This is a genomic window from Nocardiopsis quinghaiensis, assembly GCF_008638365.1.
GTDB classification, from domain to species: domain Bacteria; phylum Actinomycetota; class Actinomycetes; order Streptosporangiales; family Streptosporangiaceae; genus Nocardiopsis; species Nocardiopsis quinghaiensis.
The window spans coordinates 20,630-42,040 of the sequence record NZ_VWVU01000038.1; the positions used below are offsets into that span (position 1 = coordinate 20,630).

Annotated in this window: 15 protein-coding genes and 1 other RNA gene; 7 read left to right on the forward strand and 9 right to left on the reverse strand. The window is 72.8% G+C overall.

Annotation, left to right across the window (positions count from 1 at the left end):
* Nucleotides 1-28 precede the first annotated feature (28 nt).
* The gene (locus FYX01_RS24920) at nucleotides 29-1,063 is read right to left on the reverse strand and encodes an ICP22 family protein (protein WP_150245953.1); all 1,035 of its coding nucleotides are present in this window, start codon (nucleotides 1,061-1,063) and stop codon (nucleotides 29-31) included.
* 572 nt (nucleotides 1,064-1,635) lie between these two features.
* Here FYX01_RS24920 and sepH point away from each other — a divergent pair.
* Complete coding sequence (gene sepH / locus FYX01_RS24925; RefSeq protein ID WP_150245956.1) at nucleotides 1,636-2,985, forward strand: septation protein SepH; 1,350 nt, start codon at nucleotides 1,636-1,638, stop codon at nucleotides 2,983-2,985.
* A 63-nt stretch (nucleotides 2,986-3,048) separates the two neighbouring features.
* Here sepH and FYX01_RS24930 read toward each other — a convergent pair whose 3' ends face one another.
* Nucleotides 3,049-4,839, reverse strand: coding sequence for a PH domain-containing protein (locus FYX01_RS24930; protein ID WP_150245959.1), 1,791 nt, complete (start codon nucleotides 4,837-4,839; stop codon nucleotides 3,049-3,051).
* Entirely contained in the window at nucleotides 4,839-5,426 is a 588-nt protein-coding gene (locus tag FYX01_RS24935; RefSeq protein WP_150246054.1) for a PH domain-containing protein, read from the reverse strand. The genes FYX01_RS24930 and FYX01_RS24935 overlap by 1 nt, the downstream gene beginning before the upstream one ends.
* Nucleotides 5,427-5,564: 138 nt before the next feature.
* On the opposite strand from FYX01_RS24935, the gene FYX01_RS24940 reads away from it, so the two are divergent.
* Nucleotides 5,565-6,539: an ATP-binding cassette domain-containing protein gene (locus FYX01_RS24940; protein WP_150245963.1), complete on the forward strand. Its 975-nt coding sequence runs from the start codon at nucleotides 5,565-5,567 to the stop codon at nucleotides 6,537-6,539.
* Complete coding sequence (locus tag FYX01_RS24945; protein ID WP_150245965.1) at nucleotides 6,536-7,369, forward strand: ABC transporter permease; 834 nt, start codon at nucleotides 6,536-6,538, stop codon at nucleotides 7,367-7,369. Before FYX01_RS24940 ends, FYX01_RS24945 begins: the two co-directional genes overlap by 4 nt.
* A 162-nt stretch (nucleotides 7,370-7,531) precedes the next feature.
* Here the strand turns inward: FYX01_RS24945 and FYX01_RS24950 are convergent, their stop codons facing one another.
* Complete coding sequence (locus tag FYX01_RS24950) at nucleotides 7,532-10,840, reverse strand: ATP-binding protein (RefSeq protein ID WP_150245968.1); 3,309 nt, start codon at nucleotides 10,838-10,840, stop codon at nucleotides 7,532-7,534.
* A gap of 291 nt (nucleotides 10,841-11,131) precedes the next feature.
* On the opposite strand from FYX01_RS24950, the gene FYX01_RS24955 reads away from it, so the two are divergent.
* From FYX01_RS24955 to FYX01_RS24965, 3 genes are all read left to right on the forward strand, one after another.
* The gene (locus FYX01_RS24955; RefSeq protein ID WP_150245971.1) at nucleotides 11,132-11,845 is read left to right on the forward strand and encodes a YbhB/YbcL family Raf kinase inhibitor-like protein; all 714 of its coding nucleotides are present in this window, start codon (nucleotides 11,132-11,134) and stop codon (nucleotides 11,843-11,845) included.
* Nucleotides 11,846-12,199: 354 nt separating this feature from the next.
* On the forward strand, nucleotides 12,200-14,485 hold the full coding sequence (locus tag FYX01_RS24960; protein ID WP_150245974.1) for a hypothetical protein: 2,286 nt from the start codon (nucleotides 12,200-12,202) through the stop codon (nucleotides 14,483-14,485).
* A 340-nt stretch (nucleotides 14,486-14,825) separates the two neighbouring features.
* Nucleotides 14,826-17,195, forward strand: coding sequence for a SulP family inorganic anion transporter (locus FYX01_RS24965; protein ID WP_150245976.1), 2,370 nt, complete (start codon nucleotides 14,826-14,828; stop codon nucleotides 17,193-17,195).
* Here the strand turns inward: FYX01_RS24965 and FYX01_RS26385 are convergent.
* From FYX01_RS26385 to FYX01_RS24985, 5 genes are all read right to left on the reverse strand, one after another.
* Nucleotides 17,144-17,293 carry a hypothetical protein gene (locus tag FYX01_RS26385; RefSeq protein ID WP_170293640.1) on the reverse strand — a complete coding sequence of 50 codons (150 nt, stop codon included), beginning with the start codon at nucleotides 17,291-17,293 and terminating at the stop codon, nucleotides 17,144-17,146. The genes FYX01_RS24965 and FYX01_RS26385 overlap by 52 nt on opposite strands.
* Before the next feature lie 338 nt (nucleotides 17,294-17,631).
* Nucleotides 17,632-18,017, reverse strand: an RNA gene (rnpB, locus tag FYX01_RS24970) — RNase P RNA component class A.
* Between the two features lie 52 nt (nucleotides 18,018-18,069).
* On the reverse strand, nucleotides 18,070-18,708 hold the full coding sequence (locus FYX01_RS24975; protein ID WP_150245979.1) for a histidine phosphatase family protein: 639 nt from the start codon (nucleotides 18,706-18,708) through the stop codon (nucleotides 18,070-18,072).
* Nucleotides 18,705-19,466, reverse strand: coding sequence for a zinc ribbon domain-containing protein (locus FYX01_RS24980; RefSeq protein WP_150245982.1), 762 nt, complete (start codon nucleotides 19,464-19,466; stop codon nucleotides 18,705-18,707). Before FYX01_RS24980 ends, FYX01_RS24975 begins: the two co-directional genes overlap by 4 nt.
* A 97-nt stretch (nucleotides 19,467-19,563) precedes the next feature.
* Nucleotides 19,564-20,433, reverse strand: coding sequence for a Nif3-like dinuclear metal center hexameric protein (locus FYX01_RS24985; RefSeq protein WP_190394479.1), 870 nt, complete (start codon nucleotides 20,431-20,433; stop codon nucleotides 19,564-19,566).
* A 106-nt stretch (nucleotides 20,434-20,539) separates the two neighbouring features.
* Here FYX01_RS24985 and FYX01_RS24990 point away from each other — a divergent pair, with 106 nt between their 5' ends.
* Nucleotides 20,540-21,403, forward strand: coding sequence for a deoxyribonuclease IV (locus tag FYX01_RS24990; RefSeq protein WP_150245988.1), 864 nt, complete (start codon nucleotides 20,540-20,542; stop codon nucleotides 21,401-21,403).
* Nucleotides 21,404-21,411: the final 8 nt, after the last annotated feature.

Genomic DNA, 21,411 nt, shown 5'->3' on the forward strand with positions numbered 1-21,411 from the left:
CCTCGCCCGCGCGGGCGAGGACCCGGGCTCACTCCTCCGGAGGGGCGGGTGGCTCGGGCGCCGGGACGGCCTCCCCACCGCCCTGCTCTCCGGCTCCGGGATCGGGGGCCTGCTCGACGGGTTCCTCGGGAGTCTCGGGATCGTCGGCGGGCGGAGCGGTGGGTGCGGGGCTCGCCTCGGCACCGTCGCCCCCGGGTGCGGGCTCGGTCGGCTGGGGGTCACCGGGGGCCCCGGGAACGCCGGAGGTGCCGTCCTCCCCCCGTGGGTCGGAGCCCTCGGGAGCCTCACCGGTGGTGGCGGGGTCCTCGGATCCGCTCTCCTCGGCCGGGGGCGCGGAGGTGGTGCCGCCGAACAGGGTGGGCGCGGTGGCCTCGTCCGTGCCCCGGGTCCAGGAGGTCAGCGAGCGCCCGGTGAACAGCTCGAAGGCCAGGATCACCAGCATGGCCAGGACGAACACCACGACGGCCGGGACCATCGCGGAGCGCCAGCCGCGCCGTCGGCCTCCCCTCCGGGGCCGTGACCCGTCGCCGGGACCGTCCGCGTCCGGGTCGTCCGGGTCCGGGTCGTCCGGGTCGGCCACGGATGTGCGCGCGGTGGCACCGGGGACGTCGGCGTGCGTGCCAGCGGCCCCCTCCAGAGGGGGCAGGGCCATGACACGGGTGGCGTCGGAGTCCTCGGGGAGGGATCCCGCCTCGGTGACCTCACACAGCGGTCCGGTCCCGAAGACCCCCTCGGGGGCCGGGGCGACCGGTGCCCCCGGCGCGTTCGGAACCGGTGCCCCGGCGTGGCCGCCGGCCCTGGCCCTTCCGGCCAGCTGCCGGGCCTGCTCACCGCTGCGCGAGAACCAGTGCTGCAGCAGCGGGCTGACGAGGGTGCTGAGCGCGGCCATGCCGGCGGCGCCGATGACCGTGCCGTACACGTTCAGGTAGGAGGCGGCGGTGGCCGCGGCCAGTGTCGCGCCGGCGGCTCCGGCGACCTGGGACGCGGTCAGGTCGATCCGCTTCCTGCCGCCTTCCTCCGCCCCCTCCTCCTCGTGGTCGTCGTGGTGTCCGGTCCGACCCATCCGGTCGTCCCCCTTCTTCGGGCGCGCACGGGCGCGGCGGGAGCTGGCAAGAGCGGAATGGGCGTGTGGTGGGGCAGACAGCCCCACAGGCCCCAAGCATCACATTTCACTCATAGAGGGATAACTAAGGTTAAGGGCGACAGGTTTCCGATAACGCCATCAAAGAAGAAGCATCACTCTCTGACACACACCGGCGTGTCGAGTTGCGTCCCGGAGGATCCCCCTACTCGGCGAACGGCCCGAGATCTGAGTTTTTCCCAGGCCTGGGGTGATTCGAGGTGTGCGGGATACCATCACGGCGGAGCCTTCGCGCGGGATCGGCGACATTCCCCCGCGATCGCTCCCGGTCGCCGAAGGGTCGGCGTGTCAAGATTGGCAACGAAGCGACCGTGAGGGCTCCGGGGCACCCGGGGCATCTCCCACCGCGGCACGTGCCGTGGACCGGGAGGCGGGCACACAGTTCGGACATGCCGGGCGCGGTACTGGCCGAACAGTTGTCGGCCGACCAGACTTGGAGAACGCGGGGGTCGGTCGTGGGACCTGTCCCTCGACGGGACGCGAAAGGGAGGGCGATGCACGAGCTTCGCCTCGTGGCCGTGAGCGAGGACGGCACCTACCTGGTGCTCGCCAGCGCCGGCCGTGGAACCCGCTTCATGCTGCCCGTCGACGACCGCCTCCGAGCCGCAGTACGCGGCCAGTTCTCCCGGCTCGGCCAGTACGAGATCGAAGTGGAGAATCCGTTGCGCCCCAAGGAAATCCAGGCCCGCATCCGGTCCGGCGAGACCGCGGAGGCCATCTCCGAGATCTCCGGTATACCCATCGAGCGGGTCCGCTGGTTCGAGGGCCCAGTCCTCCAGGAGCGCGAGTACATCGCCCAGCAGGCCCAGCGCGCCAGCGTGCGCTCGCAGGGCGACGCCGCTCCCGGACCCTCGCTGGAGGAACTGGTCACCAAGAGGATCGGTGCGCACCAACTGGAGACCGGCGACGCGGCGTGGGACTCGTGGAAGCGCGAGGACCGCTCGTGGCAGCTCAAGCTCGTCTTCATGCACGGCGGTGACGAGCGCGTCGCCCACTGGCTCTACGAGCCCAGGCACAACAGTGTGACCCCCGCCGACGAGGAGGCCGCGCTGTTCTCCTCGCCCGAACCCGTGTCCTCCCCCGGCGCGAACGTGACGCCCTTCGCTCCGCGCCGTCCCGAGGCCGCCACCGACCTGCCCCGCATCGACGCGCAGTCGGCCGCCGAGCGCCGTCCCGACCACGCCGTGCCCCGCCGCCGCTCCTCCGACGTGTCCCACGACGAGCCGCTGCGCTCCGCGCCGGTGGCCCGTCCCGAGAACGACCGGTTCGACGAGGCGCGTCCCGCGCCCGTCGATTACCACGCCGCCGACCGCGACGAGGACCGGTTCCCCGAGCGTCGCCCCCGCGAGAGCGAGAGGGAGTGGTACGCCGAGCCGCGCGTGGAGCGGCCCGCCGAGCGTCCGGAGCCCCGGACCGAACCCGCCGACCAGCGCCGTCAGCGCCCCGAGCCCGTCGACCAGCGTCGCCGACGCCCCGAGCCCGAGCGGCGGCCCGCGATCGCCTACACCGAGCCCATGGAGCGGCCCCGCCGCCCCGAGCGCCGCCCCGCGCCGGAGTGGCCGCCGGAGACCCGTCCCGCTCGGCCCGCGGAGCCCGAGACGGCCCCACCGGCCGCCGAGGACCCGGTACAGGCGCGTCCGGCGCCGCGCCGCCGCCGGGCCACCATCGACCTCAACGACGCCGGAGTCCCGCGCCGCGCCGCCGAGGAGCCGCCCGCGGCCGCGGTCCCCGCCGCCGCCAACGGAGGTCCCGAGCACTCCGCGCCCAAGCGCAAGGGCCGTGGCCGCCGCGCCTCGGTGCCCTCGTGGGACGAGATCATGTTCGGTTCCAAGAAGGACGAATAAGCCCGGACGAAAAGCCTGGGGGAGGGCGGCCGCACCCGGGGTGCGGCCGCCCTCCCGTGTGCCTCAGCCCCGTTCCCGGCCCCGGCCCCTCGGATCGGACGGCTCGGAGCCGGCCAGGAACGGGCGCACCATCTCGGGGGTGACGCGCGCGGCGAAGTCCACCGACCCCGCCAACGAGGCGTCCTGGGCGGTGTAGCCGCCCGCGCCCGCGCCGACCGTGACCTGGAGGTCGGCCAGGGAGGAGCGGCGCTGGAAGAGGGTCTGCGTCCAGGTCCAGCCGATCACCGCCGACCGCTCCACCGTCGCCTGGTTCCGGCGCAGGGAGCCCGAGCGCACGCTCACGCGCTCGCCGTCGTAGCCGTGGCCCAGGGAGCGGTACCGGTCCACTCCCACGAGGGCGCCCAGCGCCGCCAGGACTCCCGACACCCAGGCCAGCCACACCACCTCCATGGCCAGGGCGGCTCCCAGGACCAGTACGAACGGCCCCACCGAGCGCGTCAGGCGGCGGTACAGGGCCGCGCGCGGATGGCGGTCCAGACGTCCCCGGTACAGGGTCAGCGCACGGTCCACGACCGCCTCGACCCTCGTCCGGCGGCCGATCGGCAGCAGCACCGCGCGGTTGGCGGTGTCGCCCAGCCCCGTGACGACGGCACGCAGCCGTACCGCGCCGCGCGTGCGTTCGAGCGGGTTGTCCAGGAGTTCGTACCCGCGGATACGGCGCTTCTCCAACGTCACGCTGCGCCGGGTGAACAGACCCCGCTCGGCGACCAGGGAGCCGTCGCGCTCCTTGAGGGTGAAGCCCCAGTGGGTGAGGGAGTAGGAGACCACGGCGAACACCGGCATCAGCAGCACCAGCACACCGGCGAAGGCCACCGCGGAGACCACCAGGAACCCGCGGTCGGAGCTGGTCACCCAGTCCACGACGTAGTCGGCGAAGAGCTCACCCGCCGCCTGCTGGACCATGCCGGACAGGGTGGCCAGGACCACGAAGGGGGTGAGCAGGTAGCCCAGGCTCAGCACTCCGTACAGGTACCACGAGCGCGGCATGGTGAAGTAGGTGACGGTGTCGTCCCCCGCTGGCGCCGGAGCGCCGTCGTGCTCCTCCCCCGTACCCGTCCGCGCCCCCTCCGCAGAGGGGGCGGCGGCCGCCTCGGGGCTCCGGCCGGTGAGCACCGCCCGGCGGTGCAGCAGCACCCGACGCAGCCGTTCGGCCTCGGCCGCCTCCACGGCGTCGAGCTTTCCGTCCTCGGTGGTGCCCGCCGATCCCGCGGCGGCCTCGATGCGGACCACGGCAACGCCCAGCAGCCGGTGCAGCAGGGTACTGGTGACGTCCACACCGCGCACCCGCTCCAGCGGGATGGTGCGCCGGGAGCGGCGGACGAGCCCCCGGCGGATCTCCAGCCGGTCTTCCGCGACCTCGTAGCGGGTCGTCCGCCAGGTGACGAACCCGCCCACGAGCAGGGCCACGACGGTCGCGCCCGTGGCGGCCAGCACCCAGGCGTTGAACCCGCCGACCACCAGGCCCGCGACGATCGGCAGCAGGAGGCCCTTGAGCTGGTTGATGGGACCGACGACCATGCTCCGGGAGCTGAGCCGGTGGACGTGCTCGGTCCCCGGCGGGGCCGGACCGTCCTCCTCCTGACCGCCCCACCAGTCACGGGGGGCGCCGGACGGCTCATCCGCGTCCCGCGCGTCCTCGGGCGGCGCCCCCTCTCCGGCGGGACCGTGGCCCGGCCCTGCGTACGCGTCCCCGAAGGTGCCCCCGGAGACGTCTCCGGGAGTGCTTCCGGGGGCGGCCCAACCGCCGTGGCCGGGATCGTCCGGGTGTCCGTGGTTCTCGTCGTGTCCGTCCATCAGGTCGCGTCGTCCCGCAGTGCTCCGGCGCGCACGGCCAGCTCCTCGCTCAGACGTCGGGCCTCCTCCTCGCCCAGCCCCTCGATCGTGGACGACCCGGCGTAGGAGGCGGTCTGCACCTCCAGTGTCGCCACGTCGAACATCCGCTCAAGCCACCCCTGCGTGTGGTCGACCGTCTGCAGCCGGCTGACCGGGACCAGCTGCCAGGAGCGGCTGACCCAGCCCGTCCGGGTGTAGATGACGTCGTCGGCCACCTCCCAGCGGTGCACCCGGTAGCGCCAGGAGGGCACGATCGCCACCCTGAGCAGGGCGTACACCGCGTAGGCGACCGGCAGCAGCCAGGCGTTGTCCCGCGCCCACGCCGGTATCCACGCCCAGCCCAGTGACGAGACACCCCAGGCGAGCGCGCAGACCAGCGCGAGGGTGAACACGCTGGCGAACAGCAGACGGACGGTCCACACCCCTATCGCGCGTCCGCTCACGCGGTGCAGTGGCGGGCGCAGTCGTGCGGTCTCCCCCGTGCCGGATCCGGGTGGTTCGGGTGTCCCTCCGGGACCGGGGGCGGTGTCGTGCGGTGGGGTGTTCATCACCCGCCCGAGTCTAGGGCCTTGGTTTCTCCTTCCCGAGGCTTCGGGAACGGTCCGTACCGGTACGGAGGATTTTGTCAGCGTTCTGTCAGACCGGGTCGGCACACTTGATGACAGACGTTGAAAAGTGGAGGTTCGATGACTGACGCCATTCGCGCGGAAGGCCTGGTCAAACAGTTCAAGGGCAAACGGGCCCTGGACGGTGTCGACCTGACGGCCAGGACGGGGGCCGTGCTGGGCGTTCTGGGGCCCAACGGGTCCGGAAAGACCACCATGGTCCGTATCCTGGGGACCCTGCTGCGCCCCGAGGAGGGCCGTGCCGAGGTCGGTGGGTTCGACGTGGTGCGCCAGCCCCACGAGGTGCGCCGCCTGATCGGGCTGACCGGCCAGTACGCGGCGGTCGACGCCGACCTGACCGGAACCCAGAACCTGGTGCTCATCGCCCGGCTGCTGGGCTTCGACCGGGCCGGCGCCCGGGCCCGCACAGCCGAGCTGCTGGAGCGCTTCGACCTCTCCGACGCCGCCGGCCGCCCCGCCAAGACCTACTCCGGCGGCATGCGCCGACGGCTGGACCTGGCCGCGAGCCTGGTGGGCCGCCCGGAGCTGCTGTACCTGGACGAGCCGACCACCGGCCTGGACCCGCACAGCCGCAACGGTCTGTGGGACGTGGTGCGTGGGCTGGTCGACGACGGTGTGACCGTCCTGCTCACCACCCAGTACCTGGAGGAGGCCGACCGGCTGGCCGACGACCTCATGGTGCTCGACCACGGGCGGGTCATCAGCCGGGGCACACCCGAGGAGCTGAAGAACCAGGCGGGCGACCAGGTACTGGAGCTGCGCACGGTCGAGGGCTCCGAGCTGTCCCTGGCCACCAAGATCATCGAGACGGTCACCCGTACGCCGGTCACCTCCGACGGGCTGCGCGCCAGCGTCCCGGTCACCGACTCGGGCGTGCTGCCCGAGGTGGTGCGCCGCCTAGACGAGCAGGGCGTGGCGGTCGCCGAGCTGTCGCTGCGCAAGCCCAGCCTGGACGAGGTGTTCCTCGCCCTGACCGGGCACGCCGCCGAGGACGGGACCGCGGACGACACCGCGAACGAAGGGACCAGAACATGAGCGCCGTGACGACCCCGACGCGGTCGGCGCAGCCCGGGGGCGGCCCCGGTACCCCGGCGCGGATCACCCCGCTGACCACCGTGCAGAACGGGCTCCAGCTGGCCTGGCGCAGTGTCCTGAAGATCAAGGCGAACCCCGAAGAGGTCTTCGGGCTGATGCTGCAGCCGGTCATGTTCGTGACCCTGTTCGTCTTCGTCTTCGGACAGGCGATGATGGGCGACTGGCAGACCTACCGCGACTTCCTCATGCCGGGGATCATCGCCCAGTCGGTCATCTTCGCGACCCTGGGCACCGGGTTCTCGCTGAGCCAGGACGTGGAGAAGGGCATCTTCGACCGGTTCCGGTCACTGCCCATCGCCCGTTCCGCCCCGCTGACCGGGGCGATCCTCGGCGACCTGGTCAGGTACACGATCACCGTGGTGATGGTGATGCTGGTGGGCATCGCCATCGGCTTCCGCCCCGAGGGCGGTGCGGTCGGCGTGGTCGTGGCGGCCGCCCTCGTGCTGCTGTTCGCCTCCGCCCTGTGCTGGATGTCGGCCTTCGTCGGCATGATCGTGCGCACCCCGATGGCGGTGCAGGCGTTCGGGATGATCCTGATGTTCCCGCTCACCTTCAGCAGTTCGGCCTTCGTCAGCCCGGACGACATGCCCAGCTGGCTGCAGGCCGTGGCCGCGAACAACCCGGTCACCCATGTCGTGGACGCCATGCGCGCCCTGATGCTGGGCACGGGCGACGCCACCGGCCCGGTGCTGTGGAGCGTGGTGTGGACCGTGATCATCACCGCGGTCTTCTTCCCGCTGGCCGTGTGGGCCTACCGGCGCCGCACCTGAGCCGCCTGACGCACCGCTGACACCGCACCGCTCCGGGAGTCCCCCGCCCGGGGCGGCGCGGTGCCGGCCACTCGTCCACGCACACGGGCACGCGGGCCGCCGCGACGGCGGTTCGGGGGAACGGGCTCCCGGACGTGTTCCCGGGACGGGGAGGCCGGGGACTCAGAAGTACCAGTTCGCCCTGCGGGGCCCGGTGTCGGGCACGATCGGGGCCAGCCACTCGTCCACGCGCCCGCGGATCCGGTCGGCGTCGTCGGTCCGCGCCTCGGCGACCAGGCGGACGTACTCCTCCTCACCCAGTGCGCGGCGCACGCGCCGCCGGGCCCGCGCCACGAACGGGGTGGCGGTGTCGGGCACGCCGCGCAGGGCCTCGGAGCATCCCAGCAGCAGAGCCGCCCGGCGCGGCTCCTCCTCGGCCGTCATCATGGCGAACACGTCCATGACCTCGGCGCACACCGGCCCCAGACCGTGTGTGGCCAGCCACCACGCGCGTCCGGCCTCCCGCCATGCCTCCTCGGAGTCACCCGACATCCAGGAGACGATCGCGCACATGGCCCGCCAGGCCGCCTCGATGTAGGCCGGAAAGAACCCGCCCAGTCCGGTCAGGTCGGCCCCGATCCGCTCCAGGACCTCGCGGGCCGCCTCCAGGTCGCCCGCCTCGCGCAGCCACTGGGCCTCGCCCAGCCGCAGCAGCACCATGTGTTCCTTCTCGACCGGACCCTCGGAGGCGAGCAGCGTCCGCAGGTCGTGGTGGGCCGCCTCCAGATCACCGAGGTCGGTGAGGACCTGGGCCCGGCGGATCCGGAACATCACGGACATCCCCCACAGCCCCGCGTCCTCGGTCCTGTTCACTCCCCTGTCAAGGAGTTCACGGCAACGCCCGAGGTCGTCGAACCGGTGCACGTCCACCAGGTGGGCGAGCGCCTGGCACTCGCCCCAGGTGTCCCCGCACGCGCGAAACCCCTCCAGAGCGTCGGTCGCCCTGCCCATGGACCGTCCGACGTGCCCGGAGACGGCGTCGAGCAGGGACAGCAGCAGCCGCACCATGGCGCGCATCCACGGGTCGGGCTGGTCCATCGCCGCGACGAGGCGGTCGTGGGTGGTGTCCACCCGCCCCTCGATCAACGCCCCGTACACCAGGCCGTACACCAGCATGTGGTGCTCCTCGACCCGTTCCCCGGCCTCGTCGAGGACGGCCTCGATCCGGCGCAGGCGCTCCATCATGGCCTCGTGGTCCAGGGTCCCGTCGACGGCCCGGTGGAACAGGCAGCTGGCGTAGGCGACGGCGCGCCCCTCGGGCACGCTGTCGCCGACCATGTCCAGGACGGCCTCCGACCACCGGTTGAGCTGGCGCCAGGATCCGCCCAGGGTCCAGTACCACTGGGTGTGCTCGACCAGGTCCAGGCCGAGCGCGGTGTCGCGGCGGTCGACGGCCCAGCGCACGGCCGCACCGCAGTTGTCGGCCTCGGCGTCCAGGTGTGCGAGCAGCTCCCGTTGGCGGGGTCCGCGCAGCAGCGGACCGGCCTCGCGCCACAGGTCGCGGACGTGGCGGGCGTGCCCGTCGCGGACGCGCTCCTCCTCCCCGCTGTGCTCCAGGCGCTCGGCGGCGTAGGCACGCACGGTCTCCAGCAGCCGGTAGCGGGGCGGCATGTCGTCCCTGGGCGGGTTGTCGGCGGTCACCAGGGACTTGTCGACCAGGCCGAACAGGACGGTCCACACGTCGTGGCCACCGACCGCGCCCTTGGTTCCGGGATCGGCGCAGACGCGTTCGACGGCCTCCAGGGTGGCGCCACCGGTGAAGACCGACAGGCGTCGCAGCGTGCGGCGCTCGGGCCCGTCGAGCAGGTCCCAGCTCCAGTCGACGACGGCACGCAGCGTGCGGTGGCGCGGCAGCGCCGACCGGGACCCGCTGGTGAGGAGCCGGAAACGGTCGCGAAGCCGGTCGGCGAGCTGGGCGGCGGTCATGGAGCGCAGACGTGCGGCGGCCAGTTCCAGGGCCAGCGGCATGCCGTCCAGCTCCCGGGCGACGTGCACGACGTGGGCGACGTTGTCGGGGGTGAGGCGAAAGTCCGGCCGGACGGCGGCGGCGCGTTCGGCGAACAGGATGACGGCGGGGTAGGCGGCGGCCTGCTCGGCGGTGGCGTCCTCCGGCGGCAGGGCCAGGGAGGGGACGGTCATGAGCTGCTCGCCCGGCACGCCCAGGGGTTCGCGCGAGGTGGCCAGGATCCGTAGGCGCGGGCACCCGGCGAGCAGTGGGGCCACGATACGGGCGACGTCCTCCACGAGGTGCTCGCAGTTGTCCAGGACGATGAGGGCGGGTTGGTCGCCGACGAAGGAGACGACGCGGTCCAGGGGCGAGGCGGTGGCGGCGCTGGTGGACCGTGCCTGGAGCACGACGTGCTCGCGCAGTCCCAGCGCGTGGGACAGGGCCTGGGTGATGTCCGCGGCCGTCCTGGAGGCGAGTTCGACGAACCAGCCGCCGCGGGTGAGCAGGTGCGGTGCGCGGACGGCCAGGGCGGAGGCGCCCTCGATCGCCAGGCGGGTCTTGCCCGCACCGCCGGGCCCGAGCAGGGTGACCAGGCGCCCCCGTGTGAGCAGGTCCACGGTGGTGTCCACCTCGTCCTCGCGCGCCACGAAGCTGGTCAGGGTGTCCGGCAGGCGCAGGAACGGGGCGGGCGCGTCGGCGGGCCCGGTCGTCTCGGGGGACGGCCCCGCGCCCGCCGGGCGGGGCGCGTCGAGTTCGCCGCGCAGCAGTCTCAGGTGCAGGTCCCGCGACTGGGGCGAGGGGTCCAGGCCCAGTTCGTCGGCGAGGTGTGTGCGGAAACGGTCGTAGGCGGCCAGCGCGTCGGCGGTACGGCCGGTCGCGGCCAGGGCCCGTACGAGGAGTTCCAGAGGGCGCTCGCGGTGCGGGGCGCGGCGGGCCAGGGCCTCTGCCTCGGGGAGGAGCTCGGTGTACCGTCCCAGGTCGGCCAGGGCCGCCAGGTGGTCCTCCCGGGCGGCGCTGCGGGTCTCGGACAGGCGCAGCGCGGTGTCCTCCGCCAGACCGTGCGCGGTCAGGTCGGCCAGGGCCGGCCCCCGCCACAGGGAGAGCGCCCCGTCCAGGTCGCCGGCGGCGTCGGCGGGCCTGCCCGCCGCGAGGTGGGACCGTCCCCGCCTGACCAGGGTCTCGAACCGGACCAGGTCCACCTGACCGGGGTCGACGGCCAGCCGGTACCCGGAGGCGTCGCCGTCGATCACGACGCCCTCTCCCAGGGCGCGGCGCAGGCGGGAGACCAGGGCCTGCAGGGCGTTGCCCGCCGCCGAGGGCGGACTGCCCGTCCAGATCGCGTCGGTGAGCTCCTCGGTGGTCAGCCGTCGGCCGGGGCGGAGCAGGAGGAGGGCGAGCAGGGTGCGCAGGCGCGCACCGCCGATGGGGACGGGCCGCCCGGTCGCGTCGTGGACCAGGAGAGGCCCCAGGATGGAGAACCGCACCGCACCATGATCACCGATCGCGCGGACGGGCGCCCATGACCGGACGCTCCTTCGCCCCCGCTTCTCTCCCGGCTGAACGAAACGGGGCACACCCTCGGGGAGACGCAAGCGGTGACGGCAGACCGAGTGCCCTCCCGGCCACAGTAGGGTTCGCTCTGGAACGTGTTCGCGGTGCCCGTGGCGGCACCCGCGCGTTCTCCACCGAGTCCGGCACCGGGTGTCTCCCGAGCACCGCGCCGGTGGTCACAGCGAGTTGCGCCTCCACGGCCCGAAAGTCCAGCAGGAGTCCCATTGTTCCCGGCCCTCCCCTTCCCTCGGATCACCGGTGCGCCGCGTACGGCCCCCACGCCCCCCGGCACACGCGCGGGCGCGGTCGCGGCGGGGGCCGCCGCACTGGTCCTGACCACGGGCTGCGGCATTCTCTCCCCCGGCCAGAACGGTGACATGCCCGACGACATCAACGTCACCAGCCCGCTCATGCAGGAGGGCCAGCCGATTCCCGCCGCCTACTCCTGCGGCGGCGCCAGTGAGGAGATCGAGGACGGAGAGACTTCCGGGGACGGCGAGGCCGATGAGGACGGCGGAACCAATGAGGGTGGCGAAACCGATGGGGACGGAACCGGGGACGAGGAAGAGGTCCAGGCGGCGTACTCGCCGCCGCTGAGCTGGTCGGGGCTACCCGACGAGGCGGGCTCGATCGCGCTGGTGGTGGACGATCCGCAGGAGGCCCGGGTGTTCTGGGTGGTCTACGACCTGGACCCGGAACTGGTCGAGCTGCGCCAGAACACCGTTCCCGCCGACGCCAAGCAGGGACAGAACAGCGCCGGTGAGTCCGCCTACGGTGCGCCCTGCCCCGAGGCCGGGGAGACCTACGAGTACCGGTTCACCGTGTACGCGCTCAGGGGTCCGCTGGGCCTGCCGGAGGGCGCCCCGCTGAGCGCGTCCCTGGAGGCGATCGCCGACCAGGCCGTCGCCCGTGGAACCCTGGTCGCGAGCAACGAGTGAGACGGGGCGCCGTGGGAGTCCCGCCCCACCCGGAATCCGGATGATTCCATGGCTTCGGGCCCACGGGGATTCGCCGAGGAAGCTCCCTTCTCCCTCTGCACACAGCGCACGACAACGCATACAGTGGGCCTGTGTCCCTCGCCCCATTTCAGATGACCGATATCCGTTCACTCGCCGCGTGGCGCCCTGACCCGAAACCGCACCGGACCGCCTGCGTCCTCCCACCCGCGCAGGTCAGATACACCGGAGCATCGTGGAACCAGGCGGTCGCCGCCTCCCCTCGACCGGTCTTCACCAGGCCGGTCTCCGGTGCGATCCGGGCGCGGCCGACCTCCCCAAGGTAGTGCGTACAACATGACCGTAACCGTCATCATCATCATCGCCGTCATCGTCGTGCTCGCCATTCTCGTGCTCCTCCTGCTGGGAATGCGCTCGCTGAGTATCGGCTCCCGCGAAGACGACTACGACGAGTACGAGGACGAGGACTACGACGCCGAGGACGCTGACGCCGGAAGCGCCGACGACCGGACACGGGGCCGGGAACGGGGACGCGGACGGGGCGAGAAACCGGCACCGCGTGGGCGCGCCCGCCGATCGCGCCAGGACGACGACGGCAGGACGGAGCGGCGCCCCAAGGGCAGGCGCAAGCGCGAGGATGACGACTGGGGCGACGATCCCGACTCCCTGTCCGACAACGACTTCTGGTCCAGCCTGAGCGAGGACGGCCCGGCACAGCGCCCCTCGGCAGGGCCCCGGGACGGCTTCGGAGACAGGGACGGGGCGCCCGACGTCACCGCGTACGAGTACGAGGACGACTACGACGACGCGTACGAGGACTACGACGACCAGGAGTCGGGACCGCCCGGAGCCACTACGGTCATGCCCGCGGCCAGGGGCGGGAACGCCGACCCCGCCGCGGACCTGGCGGTGCTGGCCAGTCTCGGGCAGAACAGCGTCCCGCAGGTCTCCGACGGCCGGGAGCACCAGGCGCCCGAACCAGGACGCCACGGGCAGGGCACGCACGGCGAGCCCGCGCCGTCCCCGAGGCAGGAGGAGCGCCGCGAACGCCCCGCTCCGCCTCCGGCCCAGCAGCCCGACCGGGGAGGGCTCCCCCAGCCGTCACAGACCGCCGCACCGGCGGCCTCGCCCCCCGAGGACCCCCTCGGCCCGGGGTCGTGGTCGCCCGGCTCCTCCTACTCCCCCTCGTACGGCGATCCGCTGGGGGCCTCCTCCGGCTCGCGTGACCCGTTCGGCGACCGCCCGTCCTACGACAGCGGCACGATGAGCCGATCGGACTACCCGGGGCTCCCGGACGGGCCGGAGCGCCCGGTCTCCGACCCGCTCGACCCCGGTTTCCGTCCCTCGGTGCCGGCACCGGACGCGGACGTGGGATCGCCGATATGGTCCAGCTTGGACACCGGCGCGCACCAGCGCTCGGACCTGGGTTTCGGCGGCGGCCAGAGCGACATGGGCAGGGTACCGGGGCCCGGCATGGGCGGTGGTCCGCTCCCACGTCCCGCGGGTGAGGCCTCCGATCCGCTGACCGGGGGTTACCGCACGTTCCCGGAGCCGTCCTACGACACCGGAGCACAGCGGTACGCCCCCTACGACAGCGGCACCCACAACCGCGGGGACTTCGGCGCACCAGGAGCGGGACGGCCGGAATACGACACCGGCAACCACACCCGCCCCACCTATGACAGCGGCACCTTCAGCCTCGACAACTACGACACCGGACCCCACACCCGCGCCCCCTACGACAGCGGCACCCACAACCGCGGGGACTTCGGCGCACCGGGACCGGGACGACCGGAATACGACACCGGAGCGCAGCGGTACGCCCCCTACGACAGCGGCACCCACAACCGTGGAGACTTCGGCGCGCCAGGAGCGGGACGGCCGGAATACGACACCGGCAACCACACCCGCCCCACCTATGACAGCGGCACCTTCAGCCTCGACAACTACGACACCGGACCCCACACCCGCGCCCCCTACGACAGCGGCACCCACAACCGGGCGTCCTACCAGGGCCCCAATCCGCCGCTGTGGGGCGGTCGGGAGAACGGTGAGGCGTTCGGGGCACCCTATGGTCCCGGCGGGACGGGCGCCCCGGGCGGGATGAGCGACCCGGGAGGCAGGGGCGGCCCCGGCGGTGTGGGCGACCCCGGCACCCCGGTGCGCGGTGTGCCCTCGCCGTTCAACCAGGGCCCCGCGGTCCCGCCTCCCGGTCACCCGCGCTCCCCCGGCGGACCGGCGTTCCCCGGTGGGGCACAGAACCACCCGTACGGTCCCCATCCCACGAACGGCCACCCCGCCGACCAGGCCCGCGGGGACCTGCCCCCGGGGTACGGCGGCTACGCGGGGCCGAGCGACCGCTTCGACCCCCCGGCGACCGGTCCCGCGGGCGGCTACTCCGACCTCCTGAACAGCGGCTACCCGACCGGTCCGCAGCCACAGCAGCCCGAGTACGGCGGCTACCCCGGGGAGGGATGGCACCCCGGCGGCGAGGGCCGCCACCCCAGCGGACCGCAGGCCCCGGCGCAGTACCCGGCCGAGCCCTACGACCGGTACGGATACGGCCGGGAACACCATGAGGGCGGGTACGAAGGCGGTTACGAGGACGGCCGCTTCCTGTGACCCCTCCTTCCAGGCATCCATAACGCACGGTAGCGGACACCCGGACACGGCGTCCGGACCGGTTCACCGCTTCACACCCCCGAGGTGGTGGGGACATCCCCGCCACCTCGGGGGTTCTTCTGTTCGGGTTTCCCCCGAAGACGTGTGAAGACAAGAAAATGGTTACCAGAACCACAACAGACCGTAACACCACACGGCGAAGATTGACTACAATTGGTAATCAACAGGGAACTCTCCGGGTTCGCTCGCCCTCTCGCCTCCACGAGCGCCCCCAGCCCGGACACCGCCGTCCCCGAGCGCCCACGCACCACCTGCCTGGTCCAACCCGAACGGAGTAACCATGCGCAACGACGCCCAGGGAGCCGCACCCGAGAGGCCGCCCGCCACGGCGGCCGTATCCGGGCCCCGCCTCGACCGCGGAAGGGTCGCCGCCGACGTCGGCGCCTCGTTCGTGGTCTTCCTGGTCGCCGTTCCCCTGTCCCTGGGGATCGCCGTCGCCTCCGGCGCCCCGCTCGTCGCCGGGATCATCGCCGCCGTCGTCGGCGGAGTCGTCGCCGGACTGGTCGGCGGATCGATGGTCCAGGTCAGCGGCCCCGCCGCCGGTCTGACCATCATCGTCGCCGACCTGATCATGACCCACGGTTGGCGGGTCACCTGCCTGATCACCCTGCTGGCCGGACTGGTCCAGCTCGCCCTGGGCGCCTTCCGCATCGCCCGGGCCGCCTTGGCCGTCTCCCCCGCCGTGGTGCACGGCATGCTCGCCGGGGTCGGGGTCACCATCGCCCTGGCCCAACTGCACGTGGTCCTGGGCGGGGAGCCGCAGAGCTCGGCGCTGGCCAACATCACCGACCTGCCCGACCAGATCGCGCACAACCACACCCCGGCGGTCGCGGTCGGCGTGATCACCATCGCGATCATGTTCACCTGGAACAGGCTGCCCTCCCTGGGGCGGTTCCGGCCCGCCGTGGTGCCCGCGGCCCTGGTGGCGGTGGGCACCGCGACCGTCATCGCCACCACGAGCCGCTGGCAGATGGAGACCGTCGTCCTTCCCGACTCACTCGCCGGCGCCTGGAACGGCCCGTTGCTGCCAGGGCCCGGGCAGTGGCACGGCGTGGCCGTGGGCGTGGCCGCCGTGGCCATGGTCGCCAGCGTCGAGTCGCTGCTCGCCGCGATCGCCGTGGACCGGCTGCACAGCGGGCGCCGGGTCATGCTCAACCGTGAGCTGTGCGGACAGGGCGTGGCCAACACCATCAGCGGCGCACTGGGCGGACTGCCCGTCGCCGGTGTGATCGTGCGCAGCACCACCAACGTGCGCGCGGGGGGCCGTACCCCGCTCTCGACCGTCCTGCACGGGGTGTGGATCCTGCTGTTCGTCGCACTGTTCGCGAACGTGGTCGAGCTGATCCCGATGCCCGCGCTGGCCGCGCTGCTGGTGTTCATCGGCGTACGGATGGTCTCGGTCGCCCACCTGCGCGACCTGCGCCGCCACCACGAGGGCAGCGTCTACCTGGTGACCCTGATCAGCGTGGTCTTCCTGGGACTGCTGGAAGGAGTGTCCATCGGTTTCGCGCTGGCCATGATCGTGTCCCTGCGCAGGCTCACCAAACTGACGGTGACCACCGAGGAACGCGCCGACCGCGTGCACGTCACCGTGCACGGCTCGCTCACCTTCCTGGGCGTTCCCCGGCTCGCACACGTGCTGCGCACCGTCCCCGAGGGCGCGCGGGTCGACCTGGACCTGAACGTGGACTTCATGGACCACGCCGCCTTCGAGGCCATCCACGCCTGGAGGGTGGACCACGAGCGCACCGGCGGCAGCGTCGACATCGACGAGGTCCACGAGAACTGGTACGCGCGCAACTCCACGTTGTCAGCGCCCGCGGGCAAGACCGGGCCCGGGGGCCTGGCCCGCTGGTGGGCGCCCTGGGACATGCGCGGTGACGCCGGCCGGGAGGTCAACCCGCTGGGTCTGCTGGCCGCCGGCGCCCGCGAGTACCACTCCAGCACGGCCGACCGGATGCGGTCGGTGACGAACCGCCTGTCACACGGCCAGCATCCGACCGCTCTGTTCGTCACCTGCGCCGACTCACGGGTGGTGCCCAACGTGATCACCGCGAGCGGGCCCGGCGACCTGTTCACGATCCGCAACCTCGGCAACCTCGTGCCGCCGTGGGAGGCTCCGGGCGACGGGTCGGTGGGCGCGGCGATCGAGTACGCGGTGAACGTCCTGCGGGTGCCCTCGATCGTGGTGTGCGGCCACTCGCACTGCGGGGCGATGACGGCGCTGCTGGAGAAGGCGCACCTGGAGCCGGGTGAGGCGGGGACCTCGCACATGTGCCGGTGGCTGGCCAACGGCGCGGGGAGCCTGGTGCGCGCGGGCGAGGAGTCCGGTGCTCTGGCGGGCCTGCCGACCGCCGAGGCGCTGCGCCGCCTGGCCCAGGCCAACGTGGAGGAGCAGATCGGCAACCTCATGGGGTACCCGGTGGTGCGCGAGCGGGTGGAGTCGGGCGAGCTGGAGCTGTCGGGAATGTACTACGACCTGGAGACGGCGAGGGTACACCTTCTGGACGCCCGGACGGGTGAGTTCGCGCCCGTGCGGGACGCCCAGGGCGTGAACGAGCCGGTGCCCCGGCCGAGGCCGGGTGCGAACGAGGGCGATCAGCTACTGGACGAGTCGTCCTCGGGCGCGTCGTCGCGTCCATCCTGCTGAACACCCGAGGCCTGGTAGGAGGCGAGCAGGATGATCACCACGATGGCCAGGACCGGCAGGCCGAAGAGAGCCACCCAGAAAGTGGTGGATTCGAACAAGAGTCACCCATTCCCGTGAACGCGGATACCCGTGGGCCGTCGACCCCGGACGTCGGTCCACGGGCGTACACGCTCCGGAACTCGCCCGGGGTGGGGAGCGCAGGGCCAATCTATCGGTGCGCGAGGGCAGGAGGCCATCACCACCGGGCTGTAGGGGTGTAGCCGTGCGGCGCGCCCCGCGCCGATGCCCGCGGAGGCCCTCGACGACAGCCTGTCCCCTACCCGGGCGGGGCGCGGGGCGACCGGTCCCCCGCGCTCCCCGGCTGGTCCACCGGAGCAGACAGGGAGCAAACACGGCCGACTCTCGCTCGCCGCGGCGCAGTTCAGAGACTCGGAGGAGGGGGAGTCGGCCGGTAAGCCGGATTCTGTCGGTCCCGGGGGACCGGGCGACCATCCATCTGGGACCGCCGTTGCCGACGGCCTCGGTGCGGTCTACCCGCGGACTCGGGCGGGCCGCCCTCGAACATCCGCGCGGGAACCCTGGGGTTCCCTTTTTGACCTTGCTCCGGGTGGGGTTTACCAAGCCGACCGGATCACTCCGGCCGCTGGTGGTCTCTTACACCACCGTTTCACCCTTACCACCGCGAGCGGTGGCGGTCTGCTTTCTGTGGCACTGTCCCGCGGGTCACCCCGGGTCGGTGTTACCGACCACCCTGCCCTGTGGAGTCCGGACTTTCCTCGAACCCGCGCACCTGGCGCGGTCCGCGGCCGCCTGGCCGACTCCCCTCGCTCCTCATCCTACGCCCTGGCGGGAGCCCTGATTCCCTCCCGGAACCTCAGTCCAGGTGGGCGGTGTCGTTGAGTGAGCGCACCACCATGGGGCCGTCGGAGAACACGTCCACCTCGTTCAGGCACGCGGTGTCCAGGTGCATCCGGTACAGCGCGTCCAGCGGTGCGAGCACGGCCTGCTGCACCACCACCTTGATGGGTGTCACGTGCGAGACCACCAGGACGGTACGCCCCCGGTAACGCTCGACCAGGGCGTCCCTGGCGGCGGCCACCCTCCGGGCCACCTCCGCGAAGCTCTCCCCGCCGGGCGGAGCCGTCTCAGGGTCGGCCAGCCACCGGTCGACCTCGGCCGGGGCCTCGGCCCTGGCCTCGGCGAACGTCATCCCCTCCCAGACCCCGAAGTCGGTCTCGACGAAGCCCTCGTCGATCTCGACCGGCAGCCCGAGCGCCTCGGCGGCGTGGGCGGCGGTGTCCCTGGTCCGCAGCAGCGGCGAGGAGACCACCGCGTCGATCGCGCGCGAGGCCAGGCGGTGGGCCGCCGCCTTGGCCTGCGCGTGCCCGTCCTCGGTCAGCGGGATGTCGCCCCGCCCCGCGAAGCGGCGCTCCACCGACAACGGCGTCTGCCCGTGCCGCAGCAGGAGGAGCCGGGTCGGCGTGGTGTCGTGCGTCCCCCAGACGGTGCTCACCGCGCGTCCTGGCTGCCCAGACCCGACTCCTCGGTGCGGACCAGGATGCGGCGGCAGTCCTCGCAGCGCACGACGGTGTCGGCGGGGGCGGCCTTGATCTCGTTGAGCTCGACGGTGCTCAGAGCCAGCTTGCAGCCTCCGCAGCGGCCGTAGCGCAGCGGCGCCGCGCCCACGCCGTCGTACTGGGCGCGCAGCTTGTCGTAGAGCGCCAGCAGGTCGGCGGGGACGTCCTCGACCACGCGGGCACGGTTCTCGACCACGCGGGCACGATCCCACTGGATACCGGCCGCCGCGGTGTCGCGACGGGCGACCACCTCGGTGTACTCGGCCACGGTCCGCTCCCGCTCGGCGGTCAGGCGGACCACCTCGGCGTTGAGCTCCTCCGCGCGCTCCATCACCTCCAGGACGACCTCCTCCAGCTCGGCCTGACGACGGCCCAGCGAGACGATCTCCGACTGCAGGTTCTGCAGCTCCTTGGCGTTGGTGATCTGTCCCGACTCCAGACGCTTGGTGTCCCGGTCGGAGCGGGAGCGCACCTGGTCGACATCGCTCTCGGCCTTACGCTGCTGGCGTGCGACGTCGGAGGCCTTGGTCTGGGCGGAGACCAGCTCGCTGTCGATCTGGTCCACCCGCTCCTTGAGCCGGTCCGCCTCGGCTACCTCCGGCAGGTTCCGCGCGCGGTGCTCCAGGCGATGGAGATCGGTGTCCAACTCCTGGAGGTCGAGCAGTCTGGCCTGTGCTGCGGGTTCGGCTTTCACGTGTGACGTCTCCTGGGGTGGCTGGGGAAGGCGAGGATGCCGCCCGCGCCCTACTCTGTGCAGTTGGTCGGACCGCCCCGTGCGAGGCGGCGGGCTCTCAGACGTGTGAGACGGCCTGTGACCAGGCGTCCGTCACCGTCGTAGAGACGCGGATCTCCACGTTAGCCCCATCGGGACCGACCGTGCGCCCGAGCGCCTCGGCCAGGCGGTCGGCGCCGTCGGCCAGCCAGGGCCACTCGCTGGCGAAGTGGGCGGTGTCGATCAGGGCGGGACCACCCGGCTCCTCCACGAACTCCGAGGCGGGGTGGTGGCGCAGGTCGGAGGTGACGAAGACGTCCACCCCGGCGGCCCGGGCGGCGCCGAGCAGGGAGTCTCCCGCGCCCCCGGACACCGCGACGGTGGTCACGAGGCGGTCCGTGTCCCCGGCGACGCGGATCCCGGCGGCGGTGGCGGGCAGTGCCCGCGCCACCTGCCCGGCGAACTCGCGCAGCACCACCGGCCGCTCCAGGACGCCGACCCTGCCGATACCGCGGCGCCCCTCGGGATCGGTGGCGTCGGGATCCAGGGGGCGCAGCGGCCCGGTGAGGCCGACGGCGCGGGCCAGGGCGTCGGACACCCCGGGCGAGGCGGTGTCGGCGTTGGTGTGCGCGGTGTACAGGGCGGTCCCGGAGCGGATGAGCCGGTGCACGATCCGCCCCTTGGGAGTACTGGCGGCCACGCTGGTGACGCCGCGCAGCATCAGCGGGTGGTGGGTGATGATCAGGTCGGCGCCCCAGGTGAGGGCCTCGTCGACGACCGCGTCGACCGGGTCGACGGCGAACAGGATCCGCGCGACCGGCTGGACGGGGTCGCCCGCCACGAGTCCGACCGCGTCCCAGGAGGCGGCCCACGCGGGCGGATAGACCTGCTCGAAGGCGGTGGTCACATCGGACAGTGTGGGGTGCGCGGTCTCGGTGTTCACGGCCACGAGACTAGCGCCCTCCCTGCCCGCCGGTGACGTGTTCGCACGGGAGCGGACCGGTGTGGTCACCGGCACGGACGGGCCGCTCCACGCGGCCTCTAGGCTTTGGTCGATGAGGAACAGTGAGCAGCGGCGGCCACCGTCCCCGGTCGGCGCGCACGTCCCGGTCGCGGGTGGCATGGCCACCAAGGGGCTGGCCTACGCCGAGGAGATCGGCGCCGAGACCGTCCAGGTGTTCGTGTCCAACCCGCGCGGATGGGCGACCAGCGCGGGCGACCCCGCACAGGACGCGCTGATGCGCGAGCGCACCGACCTGCCCGTGTTCGTGCACTCCCCCTACCTGATCAACCTGGGCACCCCCGGCGAGGAGACGGCGGAGAAGTCGGTGCGCTCACTGGAGCACGCGCTGCGCCGCTCGGCCGAGATCGGCGCGCTGGGCGTGGTGGTGCACACCGGTTCGGCCGTCTCGGGCGGTCGGGAGACGGGGCTCTCGCGCACCCGCGAGCGGCTGATGCCGCTGCTGGAGGAGCTGGGCGAGGACGTCCCGCCGGTGCTGCTGGAGCCGATGGCCGGGCAGGGCCAGGTCCTGTGCGCGACCATCGACGACCTGGCCGCCTACCTGGAGGTGCTGGAGTGGCACCCGCGCGTGGGCGTGTGCCTGGACACCGCGCACATGTTCGCCGCCGGGCACGACGTCTCCACGGCGGAGGGCATGCGCACGGCCCTGGACCGCTTCGGCGAGGTGGTCGGCGCCGACCGGCTGAAGGTCGTGCACTGCAACGACTCCAAGGCCGCGTGCGGCAGCTGCAAGGACCGGCACGAGAACATCGGCGCCGGATACATCGGGGCGGAACCGTTCGGGGAGCTGTTCCGTCACCCGGTGAGCGCCGGGGTGCCGCTCATCCTGGAGACCCCGGGCCCGGCCGGTCCGCACTCCGCCGACGTGGCCACCCTGAAGAAGCTGCGCGGGGCCTGACCGGCGTC